The sequence below is a fragment of the Holdemanella biformis DSM 3989 genome (genome assembly GCF_000156655.1).
In the GTDB taxonomy this organism is placed as follows: Bacteria; Bacillota_I; Bacilli_A; order Erysipelotrichales; family Erysipelotrichaceae; genus Holdemanella; species Holdemanella biformis.
Window position 1 is genome coordinate 51,554 of sequence record NZ_DS996850.1, and the last position, 16,968, is coordinate 68,521.

Here is a 16,968-nt window from a genome sequence, read left to right on the forward strand (position 1 = left end):
CTTTATTATTCTTGCCAATTGATTTTTCGATAATACAAGAAAAATACAATACTTGATAAAGACCAAGTAAAAGGATAAATCAAATATACAAATAAAATGTTATGAAATAGCATGTTCAGCATTGTTAATAAAGTAACTCGCACAAGACACCAACACACAAGCATGACAACCATTGGAACAACAGACTTTCCAACTCCACGAAGTACAGCCGACACACCATGACTGTATGCTAACATAAAGAATAGTATCGTCGCATAATGTGCACGCTCTACACCATATTGTATTACTTGTGGATCATCCACAAATAAACGCATCAATGGAGTGACAAACAGTGCAATCAATAACCCTATGGTTTCAGCTAAGCTGACGGAACAAACAAGTCCAAAACGAGCTCCTTTTCTAGCCCTTTCATATTCTTTGGCCCCTCTATTTTGAGAAACAAACGTAGTTAAAGCCATCATAAAACTTGTGATTGGTAAAAACGCAAAACCCTCAATTTTTGAATAGGTACCCATACCTGCCATCGCCAAGGATCCAAAAGTATTAATATTGGATTGCACAACTACATTTGATATTGAAATTAAACTATTCTGAATTCCCGTTGGAATCCCCATTTCCAATATTTCCTTACCTACATCAGCATGTATACGAATCTTAGAAAGATGTACCTGATGACTTTCATTTGTCCGAATCAATAGATACAAACAAAGAATGGCACTTAAAAACTGCGACAGAATCGTAGCTAAGGCAGCTCCTTCTACATTCATATGAAGTCCTGCTACAAATACAATGTCCAATACAACATTTACACAACTTGATACAATCAAGAAATATAATGGATGTTTACTATCTCCTACCGACTGCATAATACCAACACAAGAATTGTATAGAATCATTCCTAGAGAACCTAGAAAATAGATTTGAAGATATGTAGCGGATAAATGAATCACATTTTTTGGTGTTGACATCCACCCTAACAATACAGGTGCCAACAAGTATCCAAAAACGGTTAAACCAATCCCAAAAATAATTCCAAACGCCATAAGTGTATGAATTGCATTCTGCATTCTTTCTTTATCATTCGCACCAAAGTAGCGTGCAATGACCACTCCTGCACCTACGGATATTCCTTGAAACAAACTAGTCAATAGAAAGATCAATTCACCACAAGAAGTAACGGCTGCAAGGCTTGAACTGCCCAAATAGTTTCCTACAATCAAGGAATCCGCTGTATTATATAGTTGTTGAAATAAGTTGCCCAAAAACACAGGAAAGGCAAATAAAAGCATTTGTTTCCAAATGGTTCCAGATGTCATTAACATTTGATTCTTTTTCATGTACATATCATACACTATTAACGAAAGAAAAAAAGCCCATTTCTGGACTTACTGAGAAATACTCTTGGCATAATCTGTTGGAGATATACCATATTGCAGCTTAAACTTCCTAGAAAAATAGTGAATCGAAGTAAAACCTAAAATATCGGATATTTCTGAAATCGTTTGATTATGTTCATGAATCATAATTTTTGCCTGATTTAATTTCACATTCGAAATATATTGTTTTGGCGTAATATGGATATTTGATTTAAATAAATTCTGTAAACTTGATCTTGAAATCGAGAACTTCATACATAAATCTTCTACCGTAAACTGTTTATACACATTATTGTTTATAAATACCAAGATTTCATTCAACAATGTACTCTCATAGTGTTCTTGCATCGGATTTGCGGTTATAGATTGTTGTTCTTGGGATTCATCATCAAATTGATATAAAAGTATCAAAATTTGTTTTAAATATAACAACACCATTTCTGAATTTAAATGCCCATCAGACTGAATGAATTTCATAAATTCAGACAAAACTTGATAAATATCTTTATGTGTATGGAATACACGATTTTTTAAATCCCCAGGCAATTTATTATCCATATCAAACGTAATCGTCAGATATGAACAAGTACTTTGATCATCTGTGCTTTGCGTATGAAACTGTCCAGGATAATATAAAATCAAATCATATTTTTGAAGTCTATATTTCTGTCCGTCAACTGTTGTATCTAATGTACCATGATCAATATATGTCAATTCATAATAATCATGTGTTTCTCCAGGGAAAATATAATTTGATTTGCGCACTTGATAAAAACATGTGAAAATCTCTTTTAAATTCATTCTTGAAACCAAAGCTTGATAAGTATATGGATTTTGCATCATCTTTTGATTCATTCCATGACTTGAATAATGAATTTGAAGAACACTCTCTCTTGAAATTGAAACATAATTAAAATAAATATCTGGCTTTAATCGAACAACACGGTGAATTACATATTCTTCGAACCTTTTACCATCTTTACTCACCACAAGCATTATAATTCCACTTTTAGTATCCAAATATACCGGATCACTGGAATAATAAAAAGAATCGAATGATTTGTTTGTGATTTTAAAGTCATTTTCAACATAATCAATCAAATGCCCTGCATTATGATTTACAGAATAGAATACATCTCCAAATTTTTGGAAAGAATAATTCGTAGTTCTCTTTTGCATATAAGTAAATCTCCTTAGTTTTATGCTTATTATTTTTGTTCTTTTTAGTTATGAAAGTTATTTATCTACTAAAAAGTATAAACCTAAATAATTTATTCGTAAAGTATTTTTCTGTAAACAAAAGTGCTCTATTTACCATTTAGCACGATAAATAAAGCACTTTTTATCATCTCATTTTTTTGATTGTCGGAACAATTACTTTATTGATTATCCTATAATTTGTAGCTTCTTCATCCACATAATAATATTCTTTAAATTCATCTAGTGACAATCTCACTATTGTGACAAAAGACATTTTCCTATTAGCCCGCTTCCATATTTCATATTCATATGTATCCACATCCGGCTTATTCAGGATAATATCATATTCTATATCATTCATACAAAAGCGAAAACAATCCAAGAAAAACACACTCATTTGCGATTCATCTACTGATATATACATATTGTCACCCTCTCACATTATATAAGAATAATCTGTATATCTCAATAATTTATTTGATTTTTAATGAGACATAAGATATTATAACAAAAACGCCCATTAATTTAGGAGGATTTTTATATGGAATATGAATTACTTTCAAAAATATTTTATAAAAAGCCAACAGAATACGAATCAATTTATGATGCTAGATTTAATAGTGAAGCCTCCATTAAACTTCCTATTAAAATCCACGAAAACGTTGGATTCATTTTCAATACGAATGAAATTACAAAGTTATTGGTTAAAATATATAAAACAATCAACAAAATCAATTTGTTAAGAACACATTTACCTAATATCGCTATCAACTCTTATATAATTAAATCATTAAAAGATGAGATTGCCCTTACTAACGAAATCGAAGGTGTAAGAAGTACAAGAAAAGAAATTGAAGATGCGATTGACTCAATCAAAAATGATAAAAGCGCTAGATTTAAAGGACTTGTGGATAAATATTTTAAATTAATCAGTAATGAAATAATCCCATTAAACAACTGCGAGGATATTCGGACCATTTACGATGCCCTAGTATTACCTGAAATTGAAAAAGAAAATCTACCCGACGGTATACTCTTTAGAAAAGAGCCTGTTCAAGTAGTGTCTGCCACACAAAAAGAAAAGCACAGAGGAATCATGCCAGAGTCAAAAATCATTGAATCTCTAGATTTATGCCTTGATTTTTTAAAAAACGATGATATCGATAGCCTAACCAAAATATCTGCCTTTCACTATCTATTTGGATATATCCACCCTTTTTATGATGGAAATGGCAGGACCAGTCGATTTATCAGTAGTTACCTGATTAAAAATGAACTTGACGTTCTTTTAGCTTTAAAATTATCTTACACAGTCAAAAATAATATCAACAAGTACTATAAAGCTTTTGATGTTTGTAACGACAGAAAAAACAAAGGTGATATTACATTTTTTGTCGTCACATTTTTAGAATTGTTGTCACAAGCCTCAGATGACTTATACACAAAAATCGCAGATTTAAACGATCAACTAAATTACTACAACAATATAATCAATATGTTAGTTAATGAAAAAGTTCTAAACGATAAACAGGCAAAATGCATCTTCATACTGTGCCAAAACAGATTATTTGATGATACTTATATGAACATGAATACATTAACTGAATTACTTGAAAAAAGCGATACAACGACTCGCAAAATATTAAAGTCTTTAGAATCTAAAAACCTGCTAGTAAAAAGCAGAAACAAAAATCAATATTTGTATTCTGCAAACCTAGATTCTCTTTCTTCCCAAAATTTCACAAAATGTTTTGATTAAATTAACAAATGATATTACTATAGTGTAAGTGTGCTTACAAGAAGCACATCTACAATATTCAAAGGGCCCTATTACAGCTAGGGCAAGAAAAAATTCTGTTTGTTACAGCCACTCAGAATTTAATGTTCATGGTCTCCTAAGAATTGACGGGAGACCCATTTTTTTATAATATTTAAGTATGTCAAACTTAACGAAACTTGCCTTAGAGCAATCCCTAAAAAGATTCTTATTAAAAAAACCATTAGATAAGATTACCATTAAAGATTTAACAGATGATATTGGCATTTCAAGAATGTCTTTCTACTATCATTTTAAAGATATTTACGACCTAGTCGAATGGTCTTGTATTTATGATGCCACAAATGCACTAAAAGGAAATAAAACATATGACACTTGGCAAGAAGGCCTTACATCCATATTTGAAGCCGTCCTTCAAAACAAGCCATTTATTTTAAATGTATACCATACAACAACACAAGATAGTATTGAACGCTTTTTATTTACTACAGTACATGACCTTATTTTAGGAGTCGTCCGCGAAAAAGCACAAGGAACCAATATTACAGAAGAACAAATTCAATTCATCGCTAATTTCTACAAATATAGTTTTGTAGGTATCATGCTTGATTGGATTCAAAAAGGTATGTATGAAGACTACCATGAAATCATCTATAATATGGCTAATACTTTGCATGGTTCTATCGCAAATTCAATTTCAAACTTTACAAATGAAGCAAAATGATAAAAAAATTATCATCTTGCTTTTTTTGTTCATGGTTTTTATTTTTGTCCTCCACTATTATGTAGTCATAAGAACAAAGGAGGACATGTATATGTCAAAGAATAATATAAAATTAGGCATTGCAGGCCTTACTGCTGCAGCTACAGGTGCTGCTTTATTTACTGCAAAAAAAGTGAGCGACAAAAAGAAAGAAGAAGAAAAGAAAGTTACAAGTGACTACCGTAATACTGAAAGAGGAAAATACGAAAAGAACTCTAAAGGTATTTACTACACAAATGGAAACTACGAAGCGTTTGCTCGCCCTGAAAAACCAGCTGGTGTCGACAACAAAAATGCTTATATCGTAGGTAGTGGACTTGCTGCATTAGCAGCCGCCTGTTTTTTAGTTCGTGATGGACAAATGCCAGGCAAAAACATCCATATCTTAGAAGCCATGGACATTGCCGGAGGCGCATGCGATGGAATCTATGATCCTACTCGTGGATATGTCATGAGAGGTGGTCGTGAAATGGAAAACCACTTCGAATGTTTATGGGATCTATTCAGAAGTATCCCTTCATTAGAAATCGAGGGTGCTAGTGTTTTAGATGAATATTACTGGTTAAATAAACATGATCCTAACTACTCATTGTGTCGTGCAACAATCAACCAAGGAAAAGATGCACATACAGATGGAAAGTTTGATTTAAGTACTAAAGGTGCTATGGAAATCGCAAAATTATTCATGACACCAGATGAAGATTTATATGATAAGACCATTGAAGATGTATTTGATGAAGAAGTATTTGATTCAACATTCTGGATGTATTGGAGAAGTATGTTTGCATTTGAAAACTGGCACTCAGCATTAGAAATGAAATTATACTTCCAAAGATTCATTCACCATATTTCAGGACTTCCTGATTTCAGTGCCTTAAAATTCACTCGTTACAATCAATATGAATCTTTAATTCTTCCTATGCAAAAATATCTAGAAGCTCATGGCGTAGACTTCCAATTCAACACAGAAGTTACAAATGTTGAATTTGAGGTTGTACAAGATAAGAAAATTGCCAAGACGATCGAATGCAAAGTAAATGGAACAGAAACTGGCATTGTATTAACTGAAAACGATTTAGTATTTGTGACAAACGGAAGCTGTACAGAAGGAACAATTTATGGTGATCAAGACCATGCACCTAATGGAGATGCTGAAGTAAGAACTAGTGGATGCTGGAGCTTATGGAAAAACATCGCAAAACAAGATCCAAGTTTTGGCCACCCAGAAAAATTTTGTTCAGACATTTCAAAGACAAATTGGGAATCTGCAACTGTGACAACATTAGATGATAAAATCATCCCTTATATCACAAACATTTGTAAGCGTGATCCTCGTAGTGGAAAAACCGTTACTGGAGGTATTGTCACTTGTAGAGATTCGAGCTGGTTAATGAGTTGGACTATTAATCGTCAAGGACAATTCAAAAACCAAGATCCAAACAAAGTATGCGTTTGGGTATATGGACTATTTACAGATGTAGATGGTGACTACATTAAAAAACCAATGAGAGAATGTACTGGTAAAGAAATCACAGAAGAATGGCTATATCACTTGGGTGTTCCAACAGATCAAATTGAAGAATTAGCTACAAATTCTGCAAGATGCGTGCCTACAATGATGCCATACATCACTGCCTTCTTCATGCCAAGAACGAAAGGTGATCGTCCAGATGTAATTCCTGATGGATGTGTAAACTTCGCCTTCTTAGGACAATTTGCCGACACACCAAGAGATACAGTCTTCACAACAGAATATTCAGTACGTACCGCAATGGAAGCTGTATATGGACTATTAGGTGTAGATCGTGGTGTTCCAGAAGTTTGGGGCAGCGTATATGATGTACGTGAATTATTAGATTCAAGCGTAAAATTAATGGATGGAAAATCTCCATTAGAAATCGATTTTGGACCTTTAAATGTATTCAAAAAACCAATTCTTAAGACAATCAAAGGTACTGTAATTGAAAAACTATTAAAAGATCACGATATAATTAAAAGTGATATGAAATACTAAAGTATAAAGGAAGAAAGCACTAAACTTTCTTCCTTTTACATATCTAGCCAAATTTTAAGTCCCGTTGTATCCGCTCTACCCGATACGAAGGTTACCTCTACATTATGATATTTTTCACACTCTTTACGAATGTCATTTACTTGGCCTTCTAATACAACCTCATTTTTTCGATTATATAATATTATTTTTGTTTCTGGATAAAACAGCTTCATACATTCATGAAAATTCATATAATAAACCCCAAGAAAAAGAGAGTAGATCAACTACTCTGCTAATTTCTTTTCAATGTCTTCAATTTCTTGTTCAAGTTGTTTAATAAAGTCTTCTTTATCTTCTACTTGATCTTGTAAGTCAGCTACTGTAGCTTCACTTACTAAACCAGTCATATCATCTTGAAGACGTTTGATTTGACGCTTTTGGTTTGCGATTTGTTCTTCTTTACGAGAAATGATTTCTGCCATGTGATCACGCCAGTTAGCACGACGCTTTTCGCTAGCCGATTTTAGCCCAGCAAAATATTCATCCATGACACCTCTGAATTCATTCCAGATTTCATCTTCTTTATCTTTTCCACAGAAACCAATTGATTTCCATTTATTAGACAATTCTTTCATCATTGCAGTTTGTTCACGAGTATATTCTTGTAAGCCTGCAATGGATTTTGCTTCCTTGACTAAAGCTTGTTTTTCTGCATATTTTTCGTCATGTTCTGCATGTAATTTTTCATAGAATTCATTACGTTTCGCATAGAATTTTTGACGAGCTTCATTAAATGCATTCCATAAATCATCATCAAATTCACGACCTGCATTTCCTGCAGCTTTCCAAGCATCCATTAATTCTTTATATTTAGCACTTGTTTTCTGCCATTCTTCAGAATCTTGTAATGACTTAGCTTTTTCAATTAAATCTTCTTTTACCTTTTTAGCATTTTCAAACTGAACTGTTCTATTTTCCCAGTTAGCATGTTTACGATCATAGAACTTCTGACGAGCTGCATTGAAACGTTCCCATAATTCATCATCTGTTTTCTTTCCGGCATTTCCAGAAACTTTCCATTGATCCATTAAAGAAGTCATCTTTTCAGTAGCCTTTTTAAAGTCATCTGATAAAGAAGTTTTTTCAGCTTCTTTAATCAAAGCTTCCTTTACATCAACCACTTTTTGAGCCAATGCCTTTTGTTTTTCATATACTTTTTCAATATTCGCATCAAATTCTTCTCTTAACTTTTCTTCTGCCAAAGACTCACCAAAACCAGTCTTTCTCCATCTTTTTTTCAAATCATTCACAAAGCGAACTGCTTCACTGAAATCTTCAATTTCATCAACCTTTTTTGATTCTTCGACAAGAGCCTGTTTTTGATCAATACCGGCTTCCATATCTTCATATTCTTCGTAAAATTCTTTTTCCATACATCTACTCAGCTTTCTAATCATCCGATTACTTATGATTATAACATATAATAAAAAAAGAATAAAAAAAAACTGCATATGCAGTTTAAATTTTATAATTGGTGGAGCGTATCGGGATCGAACCGATGACCCCCTGCGTGCAAGGCAGGTGCTCTCCCAGCTGAGCTAACACCCCATTATATAAGCGTCTAAAGAAATCATGGTGGGCCTGAATGGACTTGAACCAACGACCTCACCCTTATCAGGGGTGCGCTCTAACCACCTGAGCTACAGGCCCATATCCCCAAGACGCTCATATATAATATCATAAATTTTAACGATTGCAAGTACTTTTTTACTTTTTTGATAAATATTTTCTTTTTTCCTGATAATACACACGCATGATTGTGGAAACCAATAGAATTCCAAGTGCTAAAACACCCGCAATACTCAATGTTTGAAGACCCATATTTAATGTGTTCTGTGCATCCCCACGAATAGCCGCAAGCATTGTACGATACATCCCACCACCAGGAACCAAAGGAATTAATGCACAAACTAAAAATGTTGTAACTGGAGTCTTGCATTTACGTGCTAAAATTTCTGAAGCTAATGCCAAACCTAAGGCTCCATAAAAATTCGATAGAATTTCAGAACATCCTAAATATAATGATACCTTATAACAAGCACCTCCAATAGCCCCTACAACACCGGCTATCCATAAATTTCTTCCTTTGATATTGAAAAGGAAACCAAATCCCAAACTTGCAAGGAATGAAGATATACCTGATTTTAAAATTACATACACCATATTTCTATTCCCCTATATCCAAAAATACATCACAAAACCAGCACCTACCGCAATAGCAACTGCGCATAAAAATGCATCTGCTGCTCTTGCAACACCAGATACATAATCTCCTGCAATCGTATCACGAATCGCGTTCGTAATCGCAAGTCCTGGAACTAAAAGCATAAAACTCGAAATCACCATAATATCCACATTGGTCTGAGGCAATACTTGATGAATTAATTGAGCACTCAATGCTGCGGATCCCGCAGATATCGCATTATTTAAGAAAGAATTTAGTTTATGCTTGGATAAAAAACAGCTTATACAACGAATCAAGATTCCAATAAAAAAGGACATCACAATTTCCAATAAAGTCCCATTAAAGAAAATCCCAAATCCAGCTGCACCAACCGCACCAAAAAGCATTGTCTCTTTAAAAGTATAGCGAGACATGCCTTTAATTCGATCCAATTCACCAGCCAATTCATCCACTGACATTGGATTTGAACAAATTCTTCTAGAAAGCGTATTGATTTGATCAATACGATTTAAATCAACCTCTCCCGTATGCACCCTGCAAATACGTGTTATCGTTTTATTTTCATATGTTAACGAAAACATGATGCCAGTTAAAGTCACATAGCTATCTGCATATTCGATTCCCTCAAAGCAACGACACATTCTGACCATTGTCTCTTCAACACGATTGACTTCTGCACCACTCTCTACTAACATCTTCCCTGCTTCAATAATTGTATTTAATAACTTCTCAATATTCATAACAAGATTATAACAAAATCCACGAAAAAAATAAGCAGAAAAACTGCTTATTAATCAGGAATCTCAAAAGTTATTTTATCAAGTTCTTGAGACACATTTAACGCATGGTCATTAATACGCTCAAAATCTGTAAAAATACGCGATAACATCATGCTCACTTCACTAGAACACTTTTGTTGTTTTAGTGCTTGAATCTGTGCTTCACGCCAACTTGACACAAGTGAGTCAATCACATCATCCTTACGCTCTGCCTCTTCCACATCACTCAAATCATTTTTCATATCGACACATAACTTTTTCATGTGCTCCACAATTTCAATTTCAGATATCGTCATATCCCCTTGAAGACGCTTTGTAGCCTGATGATTCATATTCACCGCATAATCACTAATACGTTCAATATCCACTAACATTAGATAATAACTAGACAAAGCTTGAGAAATATTCACATTCAAATTTGGTGTAGCCAAAGCCGTACTAATATATTCACTAATAACTTTATCCAGATAGTTTACAGTGTCCTCTCTTTTATAGATTTGTTCATCTATCTTATCACTAAACTGTAATAACTGTCCAAAAGCCTGACTTACATTTTCGTAGGCCAATTCTAACATATGCATTGTCTCATCATTGATTTGTTTTACAGAAATTGCGGCACCACCAATCATCTTTTTAGACTTAGGTAGTGGCTGTAAATACAATAAACGATCATCTTCTGTTTCTTTGTTTTCTACTGGTAAGATGTGTTGTGCAAATTCAGCCAAATATTTTCCAAATGGAAGCAATAATAACGTTGTACAAATATTAAACAATGTGTGCATGTTCGCAATCTGAGCTGTCGCATTATATGGAGTCCAATGAATCACCAAAGATACCAATGGTGTGAACATACATACTAATGTAAATATTACTGTACCAATAATATTGAAACTCAAGTGAATAGCTGTCGCTTGTTTAGCCTCACGGCTCGTTCCAATTGATGCAAGAACAGCTGTAATACAAGTACCAATGTTTTGTCCAAACAATACATATACAGCTCCATCTAATCCAATAACGCCACTGGCTGCTAAGGCTTGTAAAATACCTACAGAGGCTGAACTTGATTGAATCAAAGCCGTAAATCCTGCACCCACCAAAATACCTACTAATGGATTTGAGAAATGAGTGACTAATTCAACGAATTCTTTTGATTCTCTTAGCGGCATCATAGCCGTACTCATCATATTCATACCAATAAAAAGAATACCCAAACCTGCAATGATCTGTCCAATATCCGTTGCCTTTGCGCTTTTCGTAAACATAATCAATGCAACACCCATAAAGGCAACTAATGGGGCAATAGCACTTACATCCAACGCAATCAATTGCCCTGTAATAGTTGTACCAACGTTAGCACCCATAATAATCCATACAGCTTGTTGTAAAGTCATCATCTGTGCGTTGACAAACCCAACAACCATAACTGTTGTTGCACTCGAACTTTGAATAACTGCCGTAACAAGTGCACCTACAATTACACCTAAAAATCGATTTGAAGTTAATTTCTCTAAAATTTGTTTTAAGCGATCTCCAGCCGCAGCTTCAAGACCATTTCCCATCATCTGCATTCCATATAGGAATAAAGCTAATCCACCCAATAAAGACAATATATTTGTTGTTGTCATATTTTCCACCTTTTCATAATTACGCACTTAATATAAATTTAAATGGATTTTCATACTATCTTTACAATGTTAAATCTATGTTAAATTTATTTAACAAATCAAAATAGGTAGTATAATAAACCAAAAAAGGAGAATTTTATGCCAACAATCATCGAAAACAGAAGAAATTTGCACCAAATCCCTGAAATTGAACTCACAACACAAAAGACAGCACAATATATCGAAAACATATTGGACTTATATGACTGCAAAATTGATCATCCAATCCCTAATAGTGTTACTGCTTATTTTGACAATAAGAAAGAAAACACAATTGTTTTTCGTTCCGATATGGACGCTCTTCCTATGGAAGAAAATACAGATTTAGAATTTAAAAGCACCAATGGATGTATGCACGCCTGCGGACATGATGGACATATGGCGATGGTTTTAGAAATAGCTAAATATACCAAAGAAAGTAACTACAACGTATTACTCTTATTTCAGCCAGGAGAAGAAAAACCAGGTGGTGCCAAGCCAATCATAGACACACAATTCTTCAAACAATTTAATATTGCCGCCATCTACGGAACACACATCTATCCAGAACTTGAAAAAGGCAAAGTATATACACGGCCTAATGAAATGATGGCTGGTGGATGTGAGTTTGAAATTCTGGTAAAGGGAAAGGCAAGTCATGCAGCCCAGCCTCAAAATGGAATCAACGCATTAACGGCTTGTGTAGAAATTCTACAAAAGTCTTTAGACCAAGAAGAAAAAGCCTTTGACAACAATACATTCCACCTATTACACTTTGGTACTTTCCATTCTGGCCAAGCCTTCAATATTATTGCAGATCAAGCTCATGTACGAGGATCTATTCGCTATTATGATCCAAAGGTATTTGATCAAATTGTTAATATCATTGAACAAAACATGAATAATGCAATCAAAAAATACAAGGTGCAAGTTAATTTCAAAGTCAATCATCACTATCCACCTGTACTAAATAATGAAGAATTATTTCATACCCTATACAAAAATAACCTAGTCAATAAACTAGATAGCCCTGTGCTTATTAGTGAAGACTTTGGTTACTACAGAAACGTAGCCCCATCTATCTTCTTCTTTTTAGGTACTGGTGACACCATTCCATTACATTCAAATAAATTCACCTTTGATGAAGACATTTTAAAAAAGGGTGTAGAATTATACAGGAAACTATTAACGACAAAGATCCCATTCTAGTAAGCACTAGGATGGGTTTTTAGGTAGAATGATAATGTGGATGTGTGAAAGGAGGAATACTATGTTGATAAATAAATTAAATAAATATGGCAAAAATAACAATATCGAAGTAAAAAAAGAAGTTCCTGCTGAACATAAAAAATATTTAAAATCTGTCGTAGCTTTTGCGAATGGTTTTGGTGGAAAAATTATTTTTGGAATTGAAGAAAAGAAAGATTCATTTGAAATATGCGGACTATCGGGTGATGTTTTTAAAATCAAGGATTCCATCACAAATTCAATATTTTCAAGTATTGAACCTCATATTATTCCTAGCATTGATTTAGATACAATCGAAGATAAAACCATTTTAATTGTGAATGTTCCATCTGGATGGGATCGTCCATATCATTTAAAAGCAGAGGGTGAATTTGATGGTGTTTATGTACACGTTAGTGGAACAACAAGAAAAGCTGATCGTAATATGATCAAAGAATTGATGTTTGAAGGTAGCAACCGCTATTTTGATAAGATGATTTGTCCCGAATTAGAAATCAGTGAAAATAGTATCCAAAACTTATGTGATACCCTTTATCATAAAGCATTAGAAAACTCTAAATCACAATTTGAAAAAGACGCAGTTACGCCCATTACGAAACAAGATTTATTATCATGGGGAATACTTACACAATCAAACAATCATATTGTACCTACTAATGCCTATGCCTTATTAACAGGACATCCCGCATTGCCAAACCGTATTCAATGCGCACTTTTTAAAGGCACGGATACAACAGAAGTAATTGATATGAAAGATTATTCAGGACCCATCTATGAACAAATTGATTTTGCGTATAAATTTGTATTACGAAACATACGTTTACATGCTTCATTTGAATCTCTAGAAAGAAAAGAAACATACGAAATTCCCGTATATGCCATACGAGAATTAATTGTGAATTCCATTGCACACAGATCCTATATTGATAGAAACAGTATTAAAATTGCGATATTCGATGATCGTTTAGAAGTAACTTCTCCAGGAAAACTAGTTATGGGACAAACAATCGAGAAAATGAAACTAGGAAATTCTAATATTAGGAATGAAGCAACCGCGTATGCATTACGCTATCTAAAATACATTGAAAACTGGGGTCGCGGCATCCCTAGAATCATTAAGTCAATCGAAGAATGTGGTTTAAAACCTCCTGTATTTATTGGTGGAGAAACCGAGTTAAAAGTCATCATATATAGAAACAATGTATTCTATAAGCCCAACAAAAAAATCGGGTTCAAAGTAAATGAACCCAATGGCCCCAATGAACCCGATATCATACAACTCATTAAAATCAACCCAAAAATCACTCAAATAGAGCTCGCAAATCAATTAAACTTATCACGCTCAACTATTAAGCGCATATTAAATAGGTTGCAGCAACAAGAAATTGTAATCCGCAAAGGCTCTAATCGAAATGGGTATTGGGCAGTAAAGGAGTAGCACGAGGCTACTCCTTTTGTGTTATTAACTTTTATTAAGCTTGTTGTGCTTCTTCGTCATCATCATCGTTATCAACGTTTTTCCATTTACGTCCTACGAAGAATACTACGATTTGTACCAATCCAATAACAACCATCCAAATTGTCCATTGATCTGTCCAAGTCCATGCTAGACTCATGTCTTCAGTTACTAGGAAGAATACAACAGATACGATTGCGATTAGAACTGCAAGTACGCGAGTGAATACGCCACGTTTCTTTTCTTGTTCTTTTTCTTCATCTTCATTTGTAGTTGTTTGTTGTTGTTTTGTTTCATCATCCTCTTCTTCGTCATCTTCATCTTTATGACGTTTAGAGATCAACAATAATAATCCGAATAATACTGTTACGATTGCACAAATCAAGTTGATTAATGCCCAGTAGTACTGAGGTGATGCCTTAGGAGTATACTCTTCTTCAACCTTTTCAGTCTTTGGTTCTTCAGCCTTAGGAGTTTCTTCTTTTTCAACTGTTTCTACCGGAGTGATTACCTGAGGAACACTTGGAGTACGTGGCGTTGGTGCTGGAATCACAGGAGCAGGAGCTGCTGTAATTGTTAATGTACCAACAACCTTAGTAATGTCGTAGTTAGAAGCTAATGTATTTTCATTTAATTTGTATTCAAATGAGTTTGCACTATTTCCAACCTCTGTTTGAGTTCCAGTTACATTATATGTAGCACCTTCACCCTTGACAAATCCATCACCACTTACTGTGATTGATGTACTTGTTAATGCTTGACCATCATAAGTCTTGCTTGCAGTAGCACTTGTTAATGTTACTGAACGTTTTGTGATTTCATAAGTCTTTGTGAATGATCCCGTGTAATTTCCAATACCTTCAACAGTAATTGTTACTGTTCCAGCATTTACTAAATCATCACTATAAGTTACAGAGTAATCTTTTTCAGCTACTAATTCATCATTTTTCTTAGTATCCTGAACTGTTAATACTTCTCTATGCTCTTTACCATCATACTTAGAATCACTAGGATCACTTACTGTAATACCCGTCTTCTTTTCATCTGGAGTATCTGGTCCATCTGGAACGATTGACTTAGCTTTTACTGTTAATGTTCCAATTGAATCTTTACCATGAGTATAGTTCGATTCTTTTGCAGTTCCTGTCCAATTCAATTCATAAGTGTTATCTGAAGTACCAACGCTAGTTTGACTACCAGTAATTGTAAAGTCTACTGTTTCACCCTTAACGATTCCACTTACTTTACCACCAGCTGTTAATGCAGTTCCATCATAAACCTTAGAATCAGATTCAGTTGTTACTGTATAAGTCTTTGGTGTAATTGAATAAGTTCGAGTTGCTTTTCCAGTGTAGTTTCCAATACCTGTAATTGTCACTGTAATTGTTCCAGTTACATTTGTGAAATCTGTAGTTGAATAAGTCACTTTGTAATCTGTCTTGGCAACTAATTCATTTCCTTCTTTATCTGTAACTGTAGGAATCCACTTGTGTTCGTTACCATCATATACTTCATCACTTGGACTCGTAATTGTAACTTCTTTATAAGTTTCAGGATGTTCAGGATCTGGTGCGATTGACTGTTTAGTTACTGTCAATGTTCCAATTGAATCTTTACCATGAGTATAGTTCGATTCTTTTGCACTTCCTGTCCAATTCAATTCATAAGTGTTATCTGAAGTACCAACATCTGTTTGGCTACCAGTCATTGTTAAGTTGACTGTTTCACCATCTACCAAGTTATTAACCGTTCCACCAGCTGTTAATGCAGTTCCATCATAAACTTTAGAATCTGTATTTGTTGTTACTGTGTATTCTCTTGGTAGAATCTGATATGTCTTAGTAAATTCACCAGTATAGTTTCCAATACCTTTAACAGTGATTGTTACTGTTCCAACATTGATTAGATCTCCACTGTAAGTTAATGTGTAATCTGTACCTTCAACTAATGTTGTATTTAACTTAGAATCTGTTACTGTTAATCCATTGATATGTTCATTTCCATCATAGATTGAATTTTCTGGATCTGTTACTGTAATACCAGTCTTTTCTTCTTTTGGAGTATCTGGTCCATCTGGAGTAATTGACTTAGGATTGATTGTTAATGTTCCATCATTTACGATAAATGTTACTTGAGTATAGTTATCATTTGTGTTCGTAAATTGATCTGCATTTAATCCCATTGAATATGTACCAGCTTCAGTACCTTTAGCCTCTGCAGTTCCATTGAATGTGAAATCAGATGTTGTATACTTACTTCCTTCAGTGATCGATACATCATATCCACTTACTGACTTTTCATTTCCATCATATTCAACAGTATCTGAACGTCCAGTAATTGTTACGACTACTTCACCATCTTGAGCTGTGACTTTTAATTCACCAAACTTAACTTCGATGTTGTAGTTAGTAGCTGTTGTATTTGACTTCAATTCATATGTGAATGTGTTCTTGCTTGTACCAACTTTTGTTCTAGAGCCAGTTACTTT

General features: G+C 34.0%; 14 protein-coding genes and 2 tRNA genes. 5 read left to right on the plus strand and 11 right to left on the minus strand.

The genetic code is table 11. From position 1 onward, the window contains the following. Positions 1-5: 5 nt before the first annotated feature. The 3 genes from EUBIFOR_RS10815 to EUBIFOR_RS10825 all read right to left on the minus strand — a co-directional run bounded on the left by EUBIFOR_RS10815 (position 6) and on the right by EUBIFOR_RS10825 (position 3,000). Entirely contained in the window at positions 6-1,355 is a 1,350-nt protein-coding gene (locus tag EUBIFOR_RS10815; protein WP_259320828.1) for an MATE family efflux transporter, read from the minus strand. A gap of 30 nt (positions 1,356-1,385) precedes the next feature. Further along, the gene (locus EUBIFOR_RS10820; RefSeq protein ID WP_003866110.1) at positions 1,386-2,555 is read right to left on the minus strand and encodes an AraC family transcriptional regulator; all 1,170 of its coding nucleotides are present in this window, start codon (positions 2,553-2,555) and stop codon (positions 1,386-1,388) included. A gap of 166 nt (positions 2,556-2,721) precedes the next feature. Then, complete coding sequence (locus tag EUBIFOR_RS10825; RefSeq protein ID WP_003866111.1) at positions 2,722-3,000, minus strand: hypothetical protein; 279 nt, start codon at positions 2,998-3,000, stop codon at positions 2,722-2,724. 117 nt (positions 3,001-3,117) lie between these two features. Here EUBIFOR_RS10825 and EUBIFOR_RS10830 point away from each other — a divergent pair, with 117 nt between their 5' ends. The 3 genes from EUBIFOR_RS10830 to EUBIFOR_RS10840 all read left to right on the plus strand — a co-directional run bounded on the left by EUBIFOR_RS10830 (position 3,118) and on the right by EUBIFOR_RS10840 (position 7,130). After that, entirely contained in the window at positions 3,118-4,335 is a 1,218-nt protein-coding gene (locus EUBIFOR_RS10830; protein WP_003866112.1) for a Fic family protein, read from the plus strand. A 178-nt stretch (positions 4,336-4,513) separates the two neighbouring features. Continuing rightward, a complete protein-coding gene (locus EUBIFOR_RS10835; RefSeq protein ID WP_003866113.1) occupies positions 4,514-5,077 on the plus strand; it encodes a TetR/AcrR family transcriptional regulator in 564 nt (187 codons plus the stop codon). 91 nt (positions 5,078-5,168) lie between these two features. Beyond that, positions 5,169-7,130, plus strand: a complete 1,962-nt coding sequence (locus tag EUBIFOR_RS10840; protein ID WP_040466526.1) for an oleate hydratase — start codon at positions 5,169-5,171, stop codon at positions 7,128-7,130. Between the two features lie 35 nt (positions 7,131-7,165). Here EUBIFOR_RS10840 and EUBIFOR_RS10845 read toward each other — a convergent pair whose 3' ends face one another. The 7 genes from EUBIFOR_RS10845 to EUBIFOR_RS10875 all read right to left on the minus strand — a co-directional run bounded on the left by EUBIFOR_RS10845 (position 7,166) and on the right by EUBIFOR_RS10875 (position 11,758). Then, positions 7,166-7,360: a hypothetical protein gene (locus EUBIFOR_RS10845; protein ID WP_003866115.1), complete on the minus strand. Its 195-nt coding sequence runs from the start codon at positions 7,358-7,360 to the stop codon at positions 7,166-7,168. A 33-nt stretch (positions 7,361-7,393) separates the two neighbouring features. Then, entirely contained in the window at positions 7,394-8,542 is a 1,149-nt protein-coding gene (locus EUBIFOR_RS10850) for a DUF349 domain-containing protein (protein WP_003866116.1), read from the minus strand. Positions 8,543-8,641: 99 nt separating this feature from the next. Then, positions 8,642-8,717: transfer RNA gene (locus tag EUBIFOR_RS10855), tRNA-Ala, on the minus strand. Between the two features lie 25 nt (positions 8,718-8,742). Next, positions 8,743-8,819 (minus strand) — tRNA-Ile (locus tag EUBIFOR_RS10860). Positions 8,820-8,876: 57 nt separating this feature from the next. After that, positions 8,877-9,332, minus strand: coding sequence for a threonine/serine exporter family protein (locus tag EUBIFOR_RS10865; protein ID WP_003866117.1), 456 nt, complete (start codon positions 9,330-9,332; stop codon positions 8,877-8,879). A gap of 12 nt (positions 9,333-9,344) precedes the next feature. Beyond that, complete coding sequence (locus EUBIFOR_RS10870) at positions 9,345-10,094, minus strand: threonine/serine exporter family protein (RefSeq protein ID WP_003866118.1); 750 nt, start codon at positions 10,092-10,094, stop codon at positions 9,345-9,347. Between the two features lie 50 nt (positions 10,095-10,144). Beyond that, positions 10,145-11,758, minus strand: a complete 1,614-nt coding sequence (locus EUBIFOR_RS10875; protein ID WP_040466527.1) for a Na/Pi cotransporter family protein — start codon at positions 11,756-11,758, stop codon at positions 10,145-10,147. 138 nt (positions 11,759-11,896) lie between these two features. On the opposite strand from EUBIFOR_RS10875, the gene EUBIFOR_RS10880 reads away from it, so the two are divergent. After that, a complete protein-coding gene (locus EUBIFOR_RS10880; RefSeq protein WP_003866120.1) occupies positions 11,897-12,985 on the plus strand; it encodes a M20 metallopeptidase family protein in 1,089 nt (362 codons plus the stop codon). 61 nt (positions 12,986-13,046) lie between these two features. Then, positions 13,047-14,462: an ATP-binding protein gene (locus tag EUBIFOR_RS10885; protein ID WP_040466528.1), complete on the plus strand. Its 1,416-nt coding sequence runs from the start codon at positions 13,047-13,049 to the stop codon at positions 14,460-14,462. A 34-nt stretch (positions 14,463-14,496) separates the two neighbouring features. Here the strand turns inward: EUBIFOR_RS10885 and EUBIFOR_RS10890 are convergent. Continuing rightward, positions 14,497-16,968, minus strand: a 2,472-nt coding sequence (locus tag EUBIFOR_RS10890) for an FILTED domain-containing surface protein (protein ID WP_003866122.1), incomplete at its 5' end; no start/stop codon positions are given.